Annotated in this window: 18 protein-coding genes, 1 tRNA gene and 1 pseudogene; 17 read left to right on the top strand and 3 right to left on the bottom strand. The window is 62.0% G+C overall.

Features of this window, described 5'->3' with window-relative positions; translation table 11 throughout:
- Window position 1: 1 nt before the first annotated feature.
- From U0029_RS07670 to U0029_RS07695, 6 genes are read left to right on the top strand one after another with little or no spacing between them, the layout of a single operon-like run.
- Window positions 2–1,222: an SAM-dependent methyltransferase gene (locus U0029_RS07670; RefSeq protein WP_012417746.1), complete on the top strand. Its 1,221-nt coding sequence runs from the start codon at window positions 2–4 to the stop codon at window positions 1,220–1,222.
- 23 nt (window positions 1,223–1,245) lie between these two features.
- Window positions 1,246–1,824: a chalcone isomerase family protein gene (locus U0029_RS07675; RefSeq protein WP_012417745.1), complete on the top strand. Its 579-nt coding sequence runs from the start codon at window positions 1,246–1,248 to the stop codon at window positions 1,822–1,824.
- Complete coding sequence (locus U0029_RS07680) at window positions 1,821–3,143, top strand: MFS transporter (RefSeq protein ID WP_012417744.1); 1,323 nt, start codon at window positions 1,821–1,823, stop codon at window positions 3,141–3,143. The genes U0029_RS07675 and U0029_RS07680 overlap by 4 nt, the downstream gene beginning before the upstream one ends.
- Window positions 3,140–3,676, top strand: a complete 537-nt coding sequence (locus tag U0029_RS07685; RefSeq protein WP_012417743.1) for a DUF3833 domain-containing protein — start codon at window positions 3,140–3,142, stop codon at window positions 3,674–3,676. The genes U0029_RS07680 and U0029_RS07685 overlap by 4 nt, the downstream gene beginning before the upstream one ends.
- A 4-nt stretch (window positions 3,677–3,680) precedes the next feature.
- Window positions 3,681–4,463 carry an SDR family NAD(P)-dependent oxidoreductase gene (locus U0029_RS07690; RefSeq protein WP_039052042.1) on the top strand — a complete coding sequence of 261 codons (783 nt, stop codon included), beginning with the start codon at window positions 3,681–3,683 and terminating at the stop codon, window positions 4,461–4,463.
- Between the two features lie 2 nt (window positions 4,464–4,465).
- A complete protein-coding gene (locus U0029_RS07695) occupies window positions 4,466–4,954 on the top strand; it encodes a nuclear transport factor 2 family protein (protein WP_012417741.1) in 489 nt (162 codons plus the stop codon).
- Between the two features lie 162 nt (window positions 4,955–5,116).
- Here U0029_RS07695 and amt read toward each other — a convergent pair whose 3' ends face one another.
- Both amt and U0029_RS07705 read right to left on the bottom strand, forming a co-directional pair.
- Window positions 5,117–6,355 (bottom strand): ammonium transporter, encoded by a 1,239-nt coding sequence (gene amt, locus U0029_RS07700; protein WP_012417740.1) that lies wholly within the window; start codon window positions 6,353–6,355, stop codon window positions 5,117–5,119.
- 35 nt (window positions 6,356–6,390) lie between these two features.
- Window positions 6,391–6,729 (bottom strand): P-II family nitrogen regulator, encoded by a 339-nt coding sequence (locus U0029_RS07705; protein ID WP_012417739.1) that lies wholly within the window; start codon window positions 6,727–6,729, stop codon window positions 6,391–6,393.
- On the opposite strand from U0029_RS07705, the gene U0029_RS07710 reads away from it, so the two are divergent.
- Window positions 6,728–6,985, top strand: coding sequence for a hypothetical protein (locus U0029_RS07710; RefSeq protein WP_039052041.1), 258 nt, complete (start codon window positions 6,728–6,730; stop codon window positions 6,983–6,985). The genes U0029_RS07705 and U0029_RS07710 overlap by 2 nt on opposite strands.
- 370 nt (window positions 6,986–7,355) lie before the next feature.
- On the opposite strand, the gene U0029_RS07715 is transcribed toward U0029_RS07710, so the two are convergent.
- The gene (locus U0029_RS07715) at window positions 7,356–8,552 is read right to left on the bottom strand and encodes an NAD(P)/FAD-dependent oxidoreductase (protein ID WP_012417738.1); all 1,197 of its coding nucleotides are present in this window, start codon (window positions 8,550–8,552) and stop codon (window positions 7,356–7,358) included.
- Between the two features lie 397 nt (window positions 8,553–8,949).
- Here U0029_RS07715 and U0029_RS07720 point away from each other — a divergent pair, with 397 nt between their 5' ends.
- The 10 genes and pseudogenes from U0029_RS07720 (at window position 8,950) to U0029_RS07765 (ending at window position 17,595) form a co-directional block, all read left to right on the top strand.
- Complete coding sequence (locus U0029_RS07720) at window positions 8,950–9,213, top strand: accessory factor UbiK family protein (RefSeq protein WP_012417737.1); 264 nt, start codon at window positions 8,950–8,952, stop codon at window positions 9,211–9,213.
- 276 nt (window positions 9,214–9,489) lie between these two features.
- Window positions 9,490–11,009: pseudogene (locus tag U0029_RS07725) on the top strand (YifB family Mg chelatase-like AAA ATPase).
- Between the two features lie 352 nt (window positions 11,010–11,361).
- Entirely contained in the window at window positions 11,362–11,559 is a 198-nt protein-coding gene (gene rpmI, locus U0029_RS07730; protein ID WP_005012868.1) for a 50S ribosomal protein L35, read from the top strand.
- A 15-nt stretch (window positions 11,560–11,574) separates the two neighbouring features.
- On the top strand, window positions 11,575–11,934 hold the full coding sequence (rplT, locus tag U0029_RS07735; protein WP_012417735.1) for a 50S ribosomal protein L20: 360 nt from the start codon (window positions 11,575–11,577) through the stop codon (window positions 11,932–11,934).
- Window positions 11,935–12,006: 72 nt separating this feature from the next.
- The gene (pheS, locus tag U0029_RS07740; RefSeq protein WP_012417734.1) at window positions 12,007–13,029 is read left to right on the top strand and encodes a phenylalanine--tRNA ligase subunit alpha; all 1,023 of its coding nucleotides are present in this window, start codon (window positions 12,007–12,009) and stop codon (window positions 13,027–13,029) included.
- A gap of 12 nt (window positions 13,030–13,041) precedes the next feature.
- Complete coding sequence (pheT, locus tag U0029_RS07745; protein ID WP_012417733.1) at window positions 13,042–15,456, top strand: phenylalanine--tRNA ligase subunit beta; 2,415 nt, start codon at window positions 13,042–13,044, stop codon at window positions 15,454–15,456.
- A 2-nt stretch (window positions 15,457–15,458) separates the two neighbouring features.
- The gene (locus U0029_RS07750) at window positions 15,459–15,809 is read left to right on the top strand and encodes an integration host factor subunit alpha (RefSeq protein WP_012417732.1); all 351 of its coding nucleotides are present in this window, start codon (window positions 15,459–15,461) and stop codon (window positions 15,807–15,809) included.
- A 57-nt stretch (window positions 15,810–15,866) separates the two neighbouring features.
- A complete protein-coding gene (locus tag U0029_RS07755; protein WP_012417731.1) occupies window positions 15,867–16,238 on the top strand; it encodes a MerR family transcriptional regulator in 372 nt (123 codons plus the stop codon).
- A gap of 365 nt (window positions 16,239–16,603) precedes the next feature.
- Window positions 16,604–16,680: transfer RNA gene (locus U0029_RS07760), tRNA-Pro, on the top strand.
- Window positions 16,681–17,073: 393 nt separating this feature from the next.
- Window positions 17,074–17,595, top strand: a complete 522-nt coding sequence (locus U0029_RS07765) for a ribonuclease domain-containing protein (RefSeq protein WP_231838483.1) — start codon at window positions 17,074–17,076, stop codon at window positions 17,593–17,595.
- Window positions 17,596–18,663: the final 1,068 nt, after the last annotated feature.

The raw sequence follows: 18,663 nt of genomic DNA on the forward strand, positions 1-18,663 counted from the left end.
CATGAACACTTCCCCCGCTTCGCTCCCCTTATCGTTGCCGGCCGGATTGCCCAGCGTGGCGCGTCACTGCCTGCGTGTATTGCAGCGTTTGCAGCAGGGCACGCTGCATCTGGAGCTGCCCGACGGCAGTACGCTGCAACTGGGTCAAGGTGGACAACCGCATGCCAGCTTGGTTCTGCGCGATTGGGGGGTGTTCGCCGCGGTGCTGCGTTCGGGTGATATTGGCCTGGCCGAAGCCTATATCGCCGGAGACTGGAGCACGCCGAACGTGGCTGACCTGCTGCGTCTCATGTTGGCCAACCGCCAGGCGCTAGAGTCTCTAGTGTACGGCAGCTGGTGGGGGCGCCTGGCCTACCGGCTCAAACATCTGCTCAACCGCAACACCCGCGCCGGCAGCCGGCGCAACATTCACGCCCACTACGATCTGGGCAATGCCTTCTACCGATTGTGGCTGGACCCGAGCATGAATTATTCCTCGGCCTGGTTTCAGGGCAATCTGGCGGGGGATTTGACGCAGGCCCAACACGCCAAGGTGCGCCGCGCCTTACATGGCGCCGAGCTGCGGCCGGGCTGCCGCTTGCTGGAGATCGGCTGCGGCTGGGGGGCGCTGGCCGAGATGGCGGCCGGCGAGTTCCAGGCCCATGTCACGGGGGTGACCCTGTCTTCCGAACAACTGGCCTATGCCCAGCAGCGCCTGCATCAGGCTGGCCTGGCATCTCAGGCGGATCTGCGCCTGCAGGATTACCGCGACATTCAAGACCCGCCTTTTGACGCCATTTGTTCCATCGAAATGGTGGAAGCCGTGGGTCAGGCTTATTGGCCCAGCTATTTTTCCACATTGGCGCGTCTGCTCAAGCCCGGCGGACGTGCTTGCGTGCAAAGCATCGTCATCGACGATGCCCTGTTCGAGCGCTATGTGCGGGGCACGGACTTCATTCAGCAATATGTCTTTCCCGGTGGCTGCCTGCCCAGTCCCGCGCGTTTTCGGGCCGAGGCGCAGCAAGCGGGTCTGCGCGTGGTCGAGGCTTTTTCTTTCGGTCCCGACTACGCCGAAACGCTGCGCCGCTGGCGGCAGCAGTTCATGCAGCAGGGCGCTCAGGTGCTAGCGCTCGGCTTCGATACCCAGTTTCTGCGCACCTGGGAGTTTTATCTGGCGTACTGCGAGGCCGCCTTCGATAGCGGGAACATCGATGTTGCGCAGTACATCTTGGTGAAAGACTGATTTGTTGCCTGCGCGAGGTGCCCATGACTGATCGCCTCTTTTCCTCCCTGCAATGCCACCTCAGCGCTTTGGGCGTGGCTCTTTGGTTAGCCTGGGCCAGTGTAGCCCCCGCAATGGCGGCGCAGGACGCGCCTCCCGCCTTCATGCAGCAGGTGCTACCCGGCGCCGGGGTCTGGGGGCAGGGACAACTGCGTATATGGGGGCTGCGTATTTACGATGCCCGTCTGTGGGTGGGCCCGCAGTTTGATGCGGCTGACATTGCCGCCCAACCCCTGGCGTTGGAACTCACGTATCACCGCGCTTTCAAGGGCGCCGATATCGCCAGGCGTTCCATTGAGGAAATCGAACGCCAGGGCAGCCTGCCGGCTGAACAGGTGCAGCGCTGGTCAACTGCGCTGACGGCCCTGTTTCCCGACGTACAGGCAGGTGAGCGCTTAACGGGCCTGTATCAGCCAGGGCAGGGCATGATGCTTTGGCGTGGCGATGAGTTTCTGGGCATGAGTGAGGATGCTGAGCTGGCGCGCCGTTTTTTCGATATCTGGTTGTCCCCCCGTACTTCGGAACCCGGCCTGCGCAGCGCCTTGCTGGCGCCCAAATCATGATTCCCAATCCAACACGACCGTGGAATCCCTCGCTGCCGCTTTCTTGGCGCGCCGGGCTGTCCTATGGTCTGCTAGGTTTGCCGCTGGCTTTCGCCGCGCTGCCCTTGTATGTGGTGTTGCCGCATTTCTACGCCAGCGAGCTGGGTCTGCCACTGGCCACAGTGGGCGCTTTGCTGATGTTGGTGCGGCTGATCGATGCCGGCGCCGAGCCCTTGTTGGGACGTCTGAGCGACTTTTTGTTCCGCCGTACGCTGGGGGCGGTGCTTGGGGTGATCGGGATTTCCGCTGTAGTCCTCGGCGCGGGCATGGCGGGGCTGTTTTTCCCCCGTGTGCAGGGAGCGGGGGCGCTGGCGCTGTGGATGGTGGCGGGGCTTTTATTAACCTGTCTCGCGCATAGCCTGTTGCTCATCGCCCATCAGGCCTGGGGTGTGCGCCTGGGCGGCGACGCCGTTCAGCGCAGCCGCATTGTCGCCTGGCGCGAGGGGCCGAGCCTGATCGGGGTAGTCACGGCCAGTGCGTTGTCGGTAGCCTGGGGGGCCGGCCTCATGTTGGGGGTGTTCACGCTCGCGCTGCTGGTCGGATGGTTGGCGCTTTGGCAGGCGCCGCGCCCACCGTTCGCAGAGGCGCCGCCATTGTCATCCGTGGGGCCAGGACAGAAGCCGCCTCTGTGGCAGCCATTGAGCGATGCATCTTTCCGGCGCTTGCTGGCGGTGTTTTTGTGCAATGGCATCGCCAGCGCCATTCCCTCCGCCCTGATGCTGTTTTTTGCCCAGGATTGGCTATTGGCCACTTCAGCGCAGATTGCCGGGTTTTTGGTGCTGTATTTTGTCAGCGCCGCCCTGTCTTTGCCCGCTTGGTTGCGGGTGGTCCGCCGATTCGGGCTGGAACGCAGCTGGCTTGCCGGCATGTTGCTGGCCGTGGCCTGTTTTAGCTGGGCGGCCGCCTTGAGCAGCGGGCAGGTGGCGGCCTTTGCCCTGATCTGTGTGCTGTCGGGCGCGGCGCTTGGAGCTGACCTCGCCGTGCCCGGCGCCTTGCTGGCTTTGCTGATCGAGCGCCATGGCGCGCAAGGCGTGCATGATGGCAGCTACCTGGGATGGTGGAATCTGGCCACCAAGCTCAATCTGGCCTTGGCCGCAGGGGCGATGCTGCCGCTTTTGCAGTGGCTGGGCTATGTGCCCGGCAGCCAGGACACGCAAGCCTTACACCGCCTGGTCTGGATCTACGCCTTAGTGCCTTGTGCTTTTAAGCTGATCGCCGCCGGGCTGCTGCACCGGCTGTTGATCGTACCGTCCAACCTCTCTCGAGGGCTCACACCATGACTACCCGCCGCTTCGCCTTGATGGCCCTGTTTGCCAGCGCTGCTGCTTTGATGGGCTGCTCCGGTCCCCAGGTCAGCGACTATGCACAGCAGCGTCCGCTGCTGGAGCTTGATAAGTACTTCAATGGCCGCATTCATGCCTATGGCATTTTTCAAAAGCGCAGTGGTGAGGTGGCTCGCCGTTTCACGGTGGTGATGGATTGCCACTGGGAAGGGAATCAGGGCGTATTGGACGAGGCTTTCACCTATTCCGATGGCACGACCGAGCGTCGAGTCTGGCGCCTGACTAAGCATGCGGACGGGCGTTATACCGGCCGCGCCGATGATGTGGTGGGAGAGGCCCAGGGGCAGACCGCAGGGAATGCCTTTCGCTGGAACTACACGCTGCGCCTGCCGGTGGACGGCAAGACCTACGACGTGCAGTTCGATGACTGGATGTTCCTGATCAATGAGCAGGTGATGATTAACCGCGCCACCATGAGCAAATTCGGCTTCAAGCTGGGTGAGGTGCTGCTGTCCTTTAGCAAGGAATAAAACCGTGCCGCTCAATCCCCCCATTACCGACTGGCGCGGCAAACGTGTGTGGTTGATAGGCGCGTCCAGCGGCATCGGGCGCGCCGTCGCAGCCTTACTGCACGAACGTGGCGCGCAGGTATGTGTTTCGGCGCGCCAGCAAGCCCTGCTGGACGGCTTCGTGCGCGATCACCCCGGCAGCCAGGCGCTGGCCTTCGATGTGACGGATGCCCAGGCGAGCGCCGATGCGGCGAAGCAGCTTCTGGCAGGTGGCCCGCTGGATCTGGTGTGTTACTGCGCTGGCTATTTTCGTCCGATGTCCGCGCAAGCGCTAGACCTGCCTGAGCTGCTGCGGCACCAACAGGTGAATGTCGCAGGCGCGCTGCATGTGCTGGCCGCCGTGTTGCCCGCGATGTTGCAAGCGGCAGGCGCGGGGCGCGGGGCGCACCTGAGTCTGGTCGCGAGTGTGGCCGGTTGGCGCGGTCTGCCCCAAAGTCTGGCCTACGGGCCCACCAAGGCGGCATTGATCAATCTTGCGGAAAACCTGTTTCTCGATCTGCGTCCCAAAGGCGTAGGGGTCAGCCTGGTCAATCCGGGTTTCGTCGACACCCCGCTCACCGCACAAAACACCTTTCCCATGCCGGCCCTGCTTACTCCCCCGCAGGCGGCCGCCGCCATCGTGCGCGGTTGGGAAAAGGGAGCGTTCGAGATGCACTTTCCCAAACGCTTCACGCGTGTGCTCAGGTTGCTGCGCTGCCTGCCCTACCGCTGGTATTTCTCAATCGTGCACCGCGTGACGGGCCTGTGAGCATGTCTACACAACTTCCTGCCGTTAGTGGCGATGTGGCCGCCGCCGCTCAGCGGCTGATTGCGTTTTACGAGCAGCTCTCGCCGGAACGGCTAGCCAGCCTAGATGCGTATTACGCGCCTGATGCGCATTTCAAAGATCCCTTCAACGATGTGCGGGGCCTGGCAGCTATTGCGCGAATCTTCGAGCATATGTTCGCCACATTAGATCAGCCGCGTTTTACCGTCATCCACAACATGGTGCAGGGGGATCAGGCTTTTCTTGGTTGGGAGTTCCGTTTCCGCATGCGCCGCTGGCGGCCGCAGGTGGAACAATGCATTCAGGGCGCCACCTTGGTGCGTTTTGACGCTCAGGGCCGCGTGGCAATGCATCGCGATTACTGGGATGCCGCTGAAGAGCTCTATGAAAAACTGCCTGTCCTGGGTAGCCTGATGCGCTGGTTGCGCAGATCGGCCTGCGCCAGCGGCCCGGCGCGTCGCTCATCGTCTTGAGCTGCCGCCTCGGCCGCGATGCTGGCGGGTATCTTCCGCGCGCCACGCTTGGGTAAACCCGCCGTGAAGACGGCGTGCGATATTCCCGTATCCGCCCCATGATCCAGCGCATCCTATGACAAACGGCGCCTTGCGGCGCCGTTTGTGTCGACGGGAAAGCGATCAGCTGTGATAAGCCGACTCGCCGTGGCTGGTGACATCCAGCCCTTCACGTTCCTGGTCCTCGGGTACGCGCAGACCGCAGAGTTTGTCTGCAATTTTGTAGGCTACCAGGGCCACCACGGCCGACCACACCACAGTCAGCAACACACCTTCGAGCTGCACCCAGACCTGGCCGGGGATCAGGCTGGCGCTATCGAGGCCGGGCCCGCCCAGGACTTTGGCGTTGAACACGCCCGTCAGGAGCGCGCCGACGATGCCGCCCACGCCATGCACGCCGAACACATCCAGCGAATCATCGGCGCGCAGCATGCGCTTCAGGCCATTGACGCCCCAGACGCAGATCATGCCAGCGAGCAGACCAATCACGAATGCGCCCACCGGACCTACCAGGCCGGCCGCTGGCGTAATTCCGACCAGGCCGGCCACTGCGCCCGAGGCCGCACCCAGCATGGAGGGCTTGCCCTTGATGGACCATTCGGTGAACGTCCAGGCCAGCACGGCGGCGGCGGTGGCTACCATCGTATTGAACAGCGCAAGGGTTGCGCCTTCATTGGCGGCCAATGCCGAGCCCGCGTTAAAGCCGAACCAACCTACCCACAACAGCATGGCGCCGATGTAGGTCATGGGCAGATTGTGGGGCTGCATCGCTTCGCGGCCATAGCCCACGCGCTTGCCGATGACATAGGCGCCCACCAACCCAGCCACGCCAGCGTTGATATGCACCACGGTGCCGCCTGCATAATCCAGCGCGCCTTGAGCGTTCAAGAGGCCAGGCGCCGTTTCAGAGGCGAACCACACCATATGTGCGATCGGGATGTAGGCAAAGGTGAACCAGATTACCGTGAACACCAGCACGGCCGAAAAGCGCGCCCGTTCAGCGAAGCTGCCCACAACCAGTGCGCAGGTAATGCCTGCGAAAGTGGCCTGGAACGACGCGAACAGCAGTTCCGGCAACGTGCCTGTCATGGTGTAGCTGCCATCCGCAGGGTTGAACATCCCCGAGAAAAACATCCTCGACAGCCCGCCCACAAAGGCATTGCCTTGGGTGAAGGCCAGCGAATAACCGTAGATAAACCACAGCACCACCGCTAGCGCGAAGGTGCAAAGCACTTGAATCAGCACGGACAACACGTTTTTGCTGCGCACCAATCCGCCGTAAAACAAGGCCAGGCCCGGCACTGCCATCATCAATACGAGCAGGGTCGAAACCAGCAGCCAGGAAACATCTGCTTTATCCATTTTTCATGGCTCCAATAGTCTGTTGCGCCGAGTGTTCAGAGCGCGTTCTCGCCCGATTCGCCGGTGCGGATGCGGATCACCTGTTCCAGCGGAGAGGTGAAAATCTTGCCGTCGCCGATCTTGCCGGTGCGAGCGGCCTGTTCGATGGCCTCCACCACCTGATCGACGATGTGGTCGGGCACGGCAGCTTCTACACGCAGTTTGGGCAGAAAATCGACGGCGTATTCGGCTCCGCGATAAAGCTCCGTATGACCTTTCTGGCGTCCGAAGCCTTTGACTTCGGTCACCGTCAGTCCTTGGATGCCGATGTCCGACAGCGCCACGCGCACTTCGTCCAGCTTGAATGGCTTGATGATGGCGATGACAAGTTTCATGGCTATTCCTTTTATGGTTGCACCTGGGCATCAGCATTCAAGCAAGTTCCGTGCCACCTTGTTGCCAGCGGGCAGCGGCAGACGCCGTGCAGGCAAAACGGTGCGGCTGCTCCATCGTGGGGCAAAACAGAAGGCGCGGCGCATTAAAATGGTGCATGCCAAGGCGGGCGCTTGCGGCGGGCAGCAGGCAGCCAGCGGTTTTGCAAAAGTGTTGCGAATTGCGATGGCTGGCGAGTCGGCGGCAACAGAAATTTAGGGACAGCTTCCTCAGGGATGCCGCCTTTTAGCGGGCATTTCTTGCTCGGGTGCTGGAACACCCTGTCACGACTGAAATTCTGCTTTACAGCTCATGGCTTGCCGCCTGGGGAGGCCTCGGGAAGAATTGACGCGCTGCGGGCTTTGTCTGCGGCAATGGTGGGGGCCGCGGCAATCGGTGTCCGCCATGCCAGGGGAGTTGGCCTAGGGCGGCCAGCTCCGGATCGCTTTCCCCGGCGATTCTGTTTTTCTCCTGTGCTTTAGAAGGCGGCGCCGCTTGCGGGCCGCTTTTTTTTGTTGCAGCAGGGCAAACAGCTAAAAAACGCCGGCTGCGTGGCCGGCGCGGCAATGATCAGGCTTGCCAGGCGGGCTCAGCAATGGGTTTTGAGTGCAATCCCAGGGTCGAGCAATACCTCGGCGGGCGGATGCTCGGGGAGTTCGAGCAGCTTGCGGGCGGCCATGTGATCGAGCGGTGCGTTGATAGATTCAACGCACACCAGCCGGCCGTCCAGGAAATGCAAAATGGACAGGCTGCCGGGTTTGGCGCCCGGACGCAGACGGCGTTGCGTGCCTGCGGGGGCCAGGCCCGCTATCTGCAGGCGCAGCGCGCCTTGATCTGACCAGAACCAGGGCAGGGCGGTGTATTCGGCAGGTGCGCCAGAAAGGACGGCGGCGAGTGTACGCGCTTGGTCGTTGGCGTTTTGCACCGATTCGAGGCGCAGGGGCCGGCCCTCTCGTGCATAGGGAAAGGCTGAACAGTCGCCGATGGCGTAGATGTGGGGCAGGGACGTGCGCATCAGGCTATCGACGATGATGCCATTGTCTACCGCCAGGCCGGCGGCCTCGGCCAGCCGCGTCTCCGGTACGGCCCCGATGCCTGCGACCAGAACCTCGACAGGATGGGTCTGCCCGTTGGCGTGCAGCGCCGTGACCAGACCGCCGGCAAGCTCGAAGCCTTCCACATGCGCATTCAGATGCAGCGTGACACCTGCGGCTTCCAGATTGGCGCGGATGTGTTCGGATGCTTCTTGCGAGGTGGAGCGGGCTAGCAAGCGGGGCTGGCTTTCAAATACGGTGACCGCCTTGCCCAGTGCGGCGGCGGTGGCCGCGATTTCCAGGCCGATGAAGCCGCCGCCCAGCACGGTGACGTGCTGGGCGGCTTGCAGGGCGACGCGCAGCGCCCGCGCGTCTGCGGCGTTGCGCAGATAGTGCAGATTGGCGGGGGCGGGCTCCAGCGCGGCGATGCGACGGGGGCGTGCGCCAGTGGCCAGCACCAGCTCGTCATAGGCGACGACATCGCCGCAGCCCAGTGTGACGGTGCGCGCAGCCGGGTCAATGGCTATGGCCGTCTTGCCCAGCAGCAGGCGCACACCTGCCTCCTCATAGGCGTTGGCCGGACGCAGCGGATTGAGCTCGGCCTCCTCGTCCTTGATAAAGGTCTTGGACAGGGGCGGCCGATGATAGGGCAAATGGGCCTCTTCGCTGATCAGCGTGATGGCCGCCCCTGTCAGGCCGCTGCAAAGCTGTGCTGCGGCGTGTCCGCCGCCGATGATGACGATGTTGCGCATGGGTGTTCCGTGAGTCCTTGTCTTGTCAGATCTGCGCCGCGGTGGTCCGCCGCAGCTTGCGCCCTGGTCAGGCGCGCTGATGTTGCGGCTGCGAACTCGGCGCCTGCCCGGCCTCGCGGACAGGGGCCAGCGCGGTACGCACCATGGCAAGCCCGCCTGGCCACGGGCCTGCGCAGAGGTATCGATAAGGCCGCTTACGTGCGCAGCACGCCTGACACGCTGCTTTACCTAAGCCGCGAACTCTACCTGAAACCCCGCGTTGACGTTGATTTTCCGGCGCGGGTCCGGTCCGCCTTTGATGACGTCGGCCTGGTGACCGCCGCACGGCGCCAGCGCGGCCCGCTTTTTTTTCCATCCCAGACTACACTTAGCTTATGACTATTTTAGCGAGGGCATCATGAATCGCACCCAATGGATGGAAGACATCCAAAAAAACCTCTCGGATCTCATCGCCCGCAGCCCTGCTGCCGACGTCGAGCGCAATGTGCGCGCCATGCTCACGCAGGGCTTTGCGCGGCTGGATCTGATCACCCGTGAAGAATTCGACGTGCAGGCCGATCTGCTGGCCCGCGCACGCACGCGCATCGACCAGTTGTCGGCGCAGGTGCAGCAACTCGAAGAGCGCGTCAATGCCCTGATCAACGATCAGTCCAAAGACTGAGTTCCCAGGGTCTGCAGAGGCAGCGCCGGATCAGCTTGTCCGGCGTTTCGATCGCCGCGCAAGGCGGGTGCCTGTGACACGACAAGCGCGCACAACGCGCCAGGCAAATTCCGGGCGTATCCCGGATGCTTCACCTTCCTGCTTGGTTTGATGCGAGCTTGATCAAGAGTCCGGCTGATCACAGGGACTATCCCCAAGGGGCCGCCCTGTCACCCTGGCCGGTCTTTTTCCACGGCGGCACGCATACTGAGGGCCTTGCTTTTACGCCCTTGCCTCATGACCTTAGCCGTGCTTTCCAGCCGCGCCCTCCTGGGTTTGCAGACGCTTGCCGTGCGTGTCGAAGCCCATCTGGGGCCGGGCCTGCCCGCCTTTACTGTAGTGGGCCTGCCTGATCTCGAAGTCCGCGAAAGCCGAGAGCGGGTCAGGGCGGCCATTATTAACAGCGGCTTCGAGTTTCCGTCGGGCGGGCGTATCACCATTAATCTGTCGCCGGCCGATCTGCCCAAGGCTTCCTCGCGCTTCGATCTGCCCATTGCCCTGTGCCTGCTCATGGCCTCGGGGCAGATTGCCCTGTTGCCGCCCGATGACAATCTGGTGCTGGCCGGTGAGCTGTCCCTGTCCGGTGCCTTGGTGCCGGTGGCCGACCCGCTGGCGCTCGCCTTGGGTGTGGCAGGTGCGCAGTGCAAGGCGGCGCAGCGCAAGCCGATACTGATTCTTCCCGAAGAAAGCGCCGCCCAGGCCGCACGGGTGCCCGGCCTGTCTGTCTTGTCGGCGCGTTGCCTGGCCGAAGTGGCCGCCCATCTTGCCGGGCAGGCGCCGTTGCCGTCTGCCCAGGCGCCGGCCCGGCCGCTCGCGCCGCCAGGCCTCTGTCTGTCAGAGGTGCGAGGACAGCCGGGGGCGCGGCGGGCGCTGGAAATCGCGGCGGCAGGGGGGCACAGCATGCTTATGTGCGGGCCGCCAGGGGCCGGTAAGAGTATGTTGGCGCAGCGTCTGCCGGGCCTGCTGCCCGAACTCGACGATAGGGCTGCGCTGGAGGCGGCCGCCATTGCCCGGCTGGCAGGCGGCGATGAGCCGCCCTTTGGCGTGCCGCCTTTCCGTGCGCCGCATCATGGCGCAACCGCCGCCGCCCTGATTGGCGGCGGCTCACCGCCCCGGCCCGGTGAAATCTCGCGCGCCCATCAGGGCGTGCTGTTTCTCGATGAGCTGCCCGAGTTCGAGCGCCGTGCTTTGCAGGCGCTGCGCGAGCCGATGGAATCCGGCGAGGTGGTCATTGCGCGGGCCGCCGCCAGTCTGCGCTATCCGGCGCGTTTCCAGTTGGTGGCTGCCATGAATCCCTGCCCTTGCGGCTGGCGCGGCCATCCTACGCGTGTGCACCGGATCAGGTGGCCCGTTATGTCGACCGCATCGGCGGTCCCTTACGCGACCGCATCGATCTGCACCTGTGGTTGCCTCCCGTTGACCCCGATTGCCTGGCCGGCCCGCCCGGCGAGGCTTCCGCCACCGTGCGGCAGCGCGTTATCGCCTGCCGGCAGCGGCAATGGCGGCGTCAGGGCGGGCTGAACGGGCAGCTGCCCGTCTCGGCACTGGCCCGCCACGCCGCGCTCGACGACAAAACTGGGCGATGGTTCGGGCAAGCCATGCGCCACCTGGGCAGCTCGGCTCGGGCTAGCCACCGCGTGCTGCGCATCGCTCGCAGCGTGGCCGATCTCGCTGCAGAGGAGGCCATCGCGCAAACCCATTTGGCCGAAGCCTTGCAGTATCGGGCGGCTGCGGAAGGCTCGGCGTTGCGGCGCTAGCTCGGGGGCGGGATAGGGCGGCGCTGCCTGGGCGCGCGCGGCTGTGGTCGGGCGCTTACCAGGGCGTGTGGGGCAGGCGAGTGCGTTTTCCGGGCGCCAAATTGGCATGCTACTCGACAAGCCAACAGAAATCGCCATATAATCAAAGGCTTTCCCACATTTGTCAGGCAGCTTTGCTGGCGGACAAGGCGTAGGGGAAAGACGTGGTTCAGAAAGTAGTAAGTAAGAAAGTAAGCAAAAAGTAAGTAGTGCAAAAGAGAAGTGGCGCGGGTATGCCAAGTGTTGGCCGAATCCTCTTGGGCGGTTGACCACCTGTTGCCATGAATATCAACAAATTGTTTTAGGAATCATCATGCCCAAGATGAAGACCAAGAAAAGCGCTGCCAAGCGTTTTCAGGTCCGCGGCAGCGGCTCCATCAAGCGCGGTCAGGCGTTCAAGCGTCATATCCTGACCAAGAAGACCACCAAGAACAAGCGCCAGCTGCGCGGTTCGGCTGCGGTCCATGAAACCAACATCGCCTCCGTCAAGGCGATGATGCCTTTCGCTTGATAAGGGAGATTTACTATGCCTCGCGTTAAACGTGGCGTTACCGCCCGCGCTCGTCACAAGAAAGTCATTGCCGCCGCCAAGGGTTACCGTGGCCGCCGTGGCAATGTGTTCCGTATCGCCAAGCAGGCGGTCATGCGTGCTGGTCAGTACGCCTACCGTGACCGCCGCAACAAGAAGCGCACCTTCCGCGCTCTGTGGATCACCCGTATCAACGCCGCTGTGCGTGAACAGGGCCTGAGCTACAGCGTGTTCATCGCCGGTCTGAAGAAGGCTGCGATCGAACTCGACCGCAAGGTGCTGGCCGATCTGGCCGTGCGTGACAAGGCTGGCTTTGCCGCTATCGTGCAACAAGCCAAGGCTGCGTTGGCTGCCTGATCGCGTTCATTCTCGCGGATCGCTGCAAACGGGGCTCGATGGGCCCCGTTTGCGTTTTGAAGGCTTATTCTCATGACTTTACCGGTTGACGACCTGGTTTCCCAGGCTCAAGAACGATTCGCCGCCGCGACTGATGCGGCCGCGCTGGAAAACGCCAAAGCGCGTTTCCTGGGCAAAGAGGGCGCGCTGACCCTCCTGCTCAAAGGGCTGGCGCAGCTCGATCCGGTTGCCAAGCGCGAAGCCGGCGGCCGTATCAATCAGGCCAAGCAAAAGGTCGAGGAACTGCTCAATGCCCGCCGCGCCGAACTCGCGCAGGCCGAGCTTGATGCCCGCCTGGCCTCGGAAACCATCGATGTCACCTTGCCCGGCCGCGGACGCGCCGCAGGCGGCATTCATCCGGTGATCCGCACCTGGGAACGGGTTGAAGCCATCTTCCGCTCGATCGGCTTCGATGTGGCCGATGGCCCCGAAGTTGAAAACGACTGGACCAATTTCACCGCGCTGAACAATCCGCTGGACCATCCAGCGCGGTCTATGCAGGACACCTTCTACGTCGATATGCAAGACGCCGAGGGCCTGCCGCTGCTGCTGCGCACGCACACTAGCCCCATGCAGGTGCGCTATGCGCGCATGCACAAGCCGCCGATCAAGGTCATCGCCCCGGGGCGGACCTATCGTGTGGATAGCGACGCCACGCACTCTCCCATGTTTCACCAGGTCGAGGGTCTGTGGATCGCCGAAGACATTTCTTTCGCGGATTTGAAAGGCGTCTATACCGACTTCCTGCGCTGCTTTTTTGAAAGCGACGACCTGGTCGTGCGTTTCCGCCCTTCATTCTTCCCCTTTACCGAACCGTCGGCCGAAATCGACATGATGTTCACCTCCGGACCCAATCGTGGCCGCTGGCTGGAAATCTCGGGGTCGGGTCAAGTGCATCCCCAAGTGGTGCGCAACTTCGGCCTGGACCCGGAACGCTATATCGGCTTTGCCTTCGGCTCCGGGCTGGAGCGTCTGACCATGCTGCGTTATGGCGTGAACGACCTGCGCCAGTTCTACGAAGGCGATTTGCGCTTCCTGCGCCAGTTCAACGAATAAAGACGGCTGATCATGCAATTTTCCGAATCCTGGCTGCGCACGCTGGTCAATCCGGCCATTGGTACCGAAGAACTCGCGCATCAGCTCACGATGGCGGGTCTGGAAGTCGAAGAAACCCAGACCGCCGCGCCGCCTTTCAGCGGCGTGGTCGTAGCGCGCATCGTCGAGGCCGCAGCACACCCTGACGCAGACAAACTGCGCGTTTGCAAGGTCGATGATGGCAGCGGCGAGCTGCTGCAAATCGTTTGCGGAGCGCCCAATGCGGCCGCTGGCCTGCTGGTGCCCTTGGCACGGGTGGGAGCGCAACTGCCGGGCAACATCAAGATCGGCGTAGCCAAAATGCGGGGCGTCGCCTCGTCGGGCATGTTGTGTTCAGCTCGGGAATTGGGTTTGTCGCAAGACCACGGCGGTCTGCTGGAATTGCCCGATCGCTTTACGCCGGGCACGGATATCCGGCAGGCGCTCGACCTCGATGACACGCTCTTCGTTCTCAAGCTCACGCCCAACCGCGCCGACTGCCTTTCCATTCTGGGGGTCGCCCGCGAAGTCGCTGCCTTGACGGGCGCGCCGCTCAACGCGCCTCAGGCCCAGGCCGTACCGGTGCAGATCGATGCCCGCCTGCCGGTGCGCATTGAGGCGCCCGAGCTATGCGGCCGCTTTGCCGGCCGTGTGATCCGGGGCGTCAATGCCCGCGCCGCCACGCCAGACTGGATGAAGACGCGCCTGGAGCGGGCCGGTCAGCGTTCGGTGTCCGCCTTGGTGGATATCTCCAACTACGTCATGCTCGAAGTCGGCCGTCCTTCGCATGTCTTCGATCTGGACAAGATCGACGGCGACTTGACCGTGCGCTGGGCGCGCAAGGGCGAGAAACTCGAGCTTCTGAGCGGCACGCATATCGAACTCGACGAAAAAGTCGGCGTCATCACGGCGGGCGATGTGGTGGAAAGCCTGGCCGGCATCATGGGCGGCGAAGCCACCTCGGTCACGCTCGACACCCAGAACATCTATCTTGAGGCGGCTTTTTGGTGGCCCGGCGCGATCGCCGGCCGCGCCCGACGCTACAAGTTCAGCTCCGAAGCCAGCCACCGTTTCGAACGCGGTGTGGACTTCGGCAACATCCCCGAACATATCGAACTCATCACCGCGCTGATTCTGGATATCTGCGGCGGTCAGGCGGGTCCCATCGATGACCAGATCGTAAATCTGCCGGCGCGTCCGCCGGTGCGCATGCGTCTGGCGCGCTGTCACCGCGTGCTGGGCGTGCCCGTGTCGCATGACGAGGTGGCGCAGATCTTCACCCGTCTTGGTCTGGTCTTCACGACCGAGGGCGATGATTTCATCGTCACGCCACCCTCCTATCGTTTCGACATCGAGATCGAAGAGGACCTCATCGAAGAGGTTGCCCGCATTTACGGTTTCGAGCGCATTCCGAGCGAGCCGCCCGTGGCGCGCGCCAGCATGCACGCGCAAGCCGAAGTACGCCGCGGGCCGCATGCGCTGCGTCGCGCGGTTGCCGCACGTGACTACCAGGAAGTGGTGAACTACAGCTTTGTTGAAGCCGACTGGGAGCGCGATTACGCCGGCAACCAACATCCTGTGCGCCTGCTCAACCCGATCGCCAGCCATCTGTCGGTCATGCGCTCCAGCCTGATCGCGGGTCTGGTGGCCATCATCCGTCACAACGCCAACCGTAAGCAGTCGCGGGTGCGTTTGTTCGAGCTGGGCCGAGTGTTTATGCGCGATGCGCAGTTGGCCGATGGCCCGCTCGAAGTCGCGGGTGTGCGCCAGCCGCTTAAGCTGGCTGGCGCTGCTTGGGGCCCCGCCAACGAAGAGCAGTGGGGCGAACCGACCCGTGCGGTGGATTTCTACGACGTCAAGATGGACGTGGAAAGCCTGTTCGGCATTCGCGCCAGCGAACTGCGTTTCGTGGCCGACCGCCATCCCGCGCTGCACCCCGGACGTGCGGCTCGCATCGAGCTTGCCGGCCAGACCGTGGGCTGGGTGGGCGAGTTGCATCCGCAATGGGCGCGTCAGGCCGATCTGGCTCAGGCGCCCGTGGTGTTTGAAATCGACGCAGGCGTGCTGTCCGAAGGGCAGTTGCCGGTTGTGCGCGAACTGTCGCGCCAGCCGCTTGTCCAGCGAGACCTGGCTTTGTGGGTTGACGAGTCCGTCAGTCTTCAGGCTATGCTTGATACGGTTGCCTCGTTGATCAAGGCCGATCCGCAACTGGCTGTCGTGCAGGACGTGCGTCTGTTCGATGTCTGGCGCGACAAGCCCCAGCAAGGGGTCGCTGCCGAGAAAAGCCTTGCCTTCCGCTTCTGGCTTCAGGACAGCGCTGTGACCCTGGACGAGGCGCGAGTGTCAGACTGCATCAGCCGTATCAGGGATGCTTTGATCAGCGCGCATGGTGCGCGCCAGCGGGTTTGATCATGGGAAACGCTATGCTTGCCGAACCGCGCACCTTAACGAAGGCTGAGCTGGCCGAACTGCTCTTTGAGCGGGTCGGCCTGAACAAGCGCGAAGCCAAGGACATCGTGGATACCTTCTTCGAAGAAATCCGCGAAGCTCTGGCGCGTGGCGATTCGGTCAAACTCTCCGGTTTCGGAAATTTCCAGGTCCGCGACAAACCGCCGCGTCCTGGGCGCAATCCCAAAACCGGCGAGACCATTCCTATCGCTGCGAGACGAGTGGTGACCTTTCATGCCAGCCAGAAATTAAAGAGCACGGTCGAGCAAAGCGGCAATCCCGCCGAGGTCTCTGATGACGAAGCGGCGGAGTGATACGCTTTGTCGGTAATTGTTAACGGTCCCTGACGTTACGCGGCATAAAATTCATCCATGACTAAAACTGAATCGACTGTCACGCTACCGCCCATTCCCGCCAAACGTTACTTCACCATCGGCGAGGTCAGTGAGCTGTGTGGTGTGAAGCCCCATGTGCTGCGGTACTGGGAACAGGAATTCACTCAACTCAAACCTGTCAAACGGCGCGGTAACCGCCGCTATTACCAGCATCACGAAGTGCTGCTGATCCGCCGCATCCGTTCCTTGCTCTACGAGCAGGGCTTTACGATCAGCGGCGCGCGCAACCGGCTGGGAGGCGATGCGTCCAGCACCGAGGCCTCGGCGGTGCGTCTGTCCGCGGCGGAGTTGCAGGCGCTGCGCAATGAGCTGCACGATATCTCAGCCAGCCTGGCCGCCAGCCTCTAAGCCTCGCCGGCTGGCCGCAGCCATGGATGACCCCGCCCACACCGGCGGGGTTTTTTCTTGTCTGCATCAAGCCATATCTGCCTCGTAGGCCGGTAGGGATTTGGCGCTCATCCAGGATCGTGGGCGAGTATCCCTTAGCCAGTTGGCGATATTGCTTCATCCTATCGGGCGGGCCAAACGGCGTTACGGGGGCGATGCAGGCGGTCAAGCCTGAAATTTGCGCAAGAACTGCGCAATGGCCGCAGATAGGGGTCGATATCTTGCTCAATTAATGAGCGGTCTATAAAAAATAATGCCAATTTCATGAAAAAAGTGACGTTGCAGGTGCAAAACCAAAATTTTCCTGCTATAGTTACGTTCTCTTTCGGGGCGTAGCGCAGCCTGGTAGCGCACTTGCATGGGGTGCAAGGGGTCGCGAGTTCGAATCCCGCCGTCCCGACCAGAAAGATCGAGGGGCCAGTGATGAAAATCACTGGCCCCTTTCCTATGTGCGTGATTTTTGCCTGATTTCAGATACTGAGCCGCGCTTTAGCAGCGTGAGGGCAGGACCTGGGGCCTGCGCTATCGGCTAAGTCTTTGCAGGCTTGTCTTCGGTTGATCTGCCCCACATTTCGGCGTTTTGCCCTGCGGCAGTGCTCTCGCAAAGGCATCCATACCCTTTGACCTGCGGGTCAATGTGCCAGAGCCCGCTTCGGAGCGGAAGGCCGGTGGTGGTGCCCTCGTTTATTACCTCGTTCTCGATAGGCATGACTTCCGTTTTTGGTCGTGCTATTGCCTTTCGGGGGTTCTTGTTCAGATTCGGCTACCCGGTGCAGATAAAGGTGGTGCTTAATCGGTGCTACAGTTCGCCGCTTTTGATCGAGGAGAAAAAACAATGGGGGCAAGAATAGTGGCGGTTTCAGCTGCAATAGCCATGTTCATAACGGTAGGAAGTGCGCAGGCTCGCGGGCTAAATACGTGTGAAGCTGAGATCAAAGCCATCAACAAATTTTTAGCCGATAGCGGCGTGGCGCAGATTGAATCGATTGCGTCGCTAGCGCGTACCGTTCGGCATATTGGAAAGTTAGGGAGACTGCCTTCGGTGTACATAACCTCCGATGAAGCGAAGCGACTTGGCTGGTCCGGGAAAAGCTCTGAGTCCCTGTGGGGGATTAAGCTCACGGACCAGAAGTGGATCGGCGGCGATGTTTATCGCAACCCATCGCTTCCCGGTAATGAAAAGTGGTACAGCGCAGATTTAGATGTTGTGAAAGGCTATCGGAGTTCCAAGCGGCTTGTTTACAACCTGCGCAGCCGCCAGATGTTTATTAGCACAGACCTCTATGCGCACTTTGTTGAGATGGATGCCTGCGATTGAAGGCAACGCTACCTCGGGCCAGGTCTCGTGTTCTATTCATGAGCCGGGGCTGTCACCTGGTCATAGTCACGCCGTATACGACGTAGCTGGAATCCTGCGCAATCTCGGCAGCTTTCGCGCTAGATCCGCGGCCTGTTCAAGATTCCGTGATCGATTGGCGGCTCCATCTGCCCGCGCGCGCTTTGCTAAGCCTTGCTAAGGTGGTAGCGGATGCTGCGGGATGGGCTGACCCGTTGAATGGGCTTCTGGGCTATGTGCAGGCGTTGGGCGCGCCCGAATAGCGGGGCTGACGGGCGAGCCTGCCTAAGATGGCTTGAGCAAATCGGCGCTTGTCTAGCGCAAATAACAAAGCCCCGCACAAGGCGGGACTTTGGCCTCCGATACGACTCTCGACACTATCGGACTTTCGCGTAGGGGTGACACAGCTCGCCCTACAGGCCCAGAAAGTGTAGACCAATATTCAGGCGCTTCATAGCGCCGCGCTGAAAGGCGGACGCACCGATGGCGATACGCCAAGTGTTACGCCGGCTTCCCTGAAGTCGAGCTCTGCGCCGATTTCCCGCATCTTTGCCAGGACGGCTTCTATTTCTGACTCTGGCAGCGTCAAGCGATGCCAGAAGGAAGCGCATCAGTGCGCTCATTTCCCGGGACGACGCGCCACCTCTGTACTTTCGCTAGGGACGATGGCCAGAAACTGCGGACAGGTCAGCAAGATCGTGGCACGTCATGGCCAGATCAGTGTTCAGCCGTATCAGGTCAGCGGTGCTCGGTGCGATGTCGTTGCGAAAGCCTTTCATGGCGACCCCCCGCTTTCGCGGGGGCCAGTTTTGTTAGAGGAAGAGTTTCGTGATGTTTTTTATTGCGGTGGAGAATGCTGTGCCGATTACCGGGGGATGCCAGCGGGTCTAGATGGTGATCTGCACGGTGTCGTGCCATCAACTTTGCCGTTTCCTCCTCAACCGTTACCCGTTAGCTGCAGTTATTTTTTTCGTTTGAACTTGTCGGGCCTCGAAGTGTGCGCCGTTTTTGGAGTTTGTTACGACAAAGCAATCATGCATGGTCGAGTTT

Origin of the sequence: Bordetella avium, from assembly GCF_034424645.1 — a bacterium.
In the GTDB taxonomy this organism is placed as follows: Bacteria; Pseudomonadota; Gammaproteobacteria; order Burkholderiales; family Burkholderiaceae_B; genus Bordetella; species Bordetella avium.

Excerpts from the sequence above, each read along its gene's own strand:
- U0029_RS07715 (WP_012417738.1), bottom strand. The coding sequence starts at position 8,552 with ATGCGCAACATCGTCATCATCGGCGGCGGACACGCCGCAGCACAGCTT.
- U0029_RS07755 (WP_012417731.1), top strand. The coding sequence starts at position 15,867 with ATGACTAAAACTGAATCGACTGTCACGCTACCGCCCATTCCCGCCAAA.
- U0029_RS07695 (WP_012417741.1), top strand. The coding sequence starts at position 4,466 with ATGTCTACACAACTTCCTGCCGTTAGTGGCGATGTGGCCGCCGCCGCT.
- pheS (WP_012417734.1), top strand. The coding sequence starts at position 12,007 with ATGACTTTACCGGTTGACGACCTGGTTTCCCAGGCTCAAGAACGATTC.
- pheT (WP_012417733.1), top strand. The coding sequence starts at position 13,042 with ATGCAATTTTCCGAATCCTGGCTGCGCACGCTGGTCAATCCGGCCATT.
- rplT (WP_012417735.1), top strand. The coding sequence starts at position 11,575 with ATGCCTCGCGTTAAACGTGGCGTTACCGCCCGCGCTCGTCACAAGAAA.
- U0029_RS07710 (WP_039052041.1), top strand. The coding sequence starts at position 6,728 with ATGGCTATTCCTTTTATGGTTGCACCTGGGCATCAGCATTCAAGCAAG.
- U0029_RS07750 (WP_012417732.1), top strand. The coding sequence starts at position 15,459 with ATGGGAAACGCTATGCTTGCCGAACCGCGCACCTTAACGAAGGCTGAG.
- U0029_RS07705 (WP_012417739.1), bottom strand. The coding sequence starts at position 6,729 with ATGAAACTTGTCATCGCCATCATCAAGCCATTCAAGCTGGACGAAGTG.
- amt (WP_012417740.1), bottom strand. The coding sequence starts at position 6,355 with ATGGATAAAGCAGATGTTTCCTGGCTGCTGGTTTCGACCCTGCTCGTA.
- U0029_RS07720 (WP_012417737.1), top strand. The coding sequence starts at position 8,950 with ATGAATCGCACCCAATGGATGGAAGACATCCAAAAAAACCTCTCGGAT.
- U0029_RS07685 (WP_012417743.1), top strand. The coding sequence starts at position 3,140 with ATGACTACCCGCCGCTTCGCCTTGATGGCCCTGTTTGCCAGCGCTGCT.
- U0029_RS07670 (WP_012417746.1), top strand. The coding sequence starts at position 2 with ATGAACACTTCCCCCGCTTCGCTCCCCTTATCGTTGCCGGCCGGATTG.
- rpmI (WP_005012868.1), top strand. The coding sequence starts at position 11,362 with ATGCCCAAGATGAAGACCAAGAAAAGCGCTGCCAAGCGTTTTCAGGTC.
- U0029_RS07680 (WP_012417744.1), top strand. The coding sequence starts at position 1,821 with ATGATTCCCAATCCAACACGACCGTGGAATCCCTCGCTGCCGCTTTCT.
- U0029_RS07675 (WP_012417745.1), top strand. The coding sequence starts at position 1,246 with ATGACTGATCGCCTCTTTTCCTCCCTGCAATGCCACCTCAGCGCTTTG.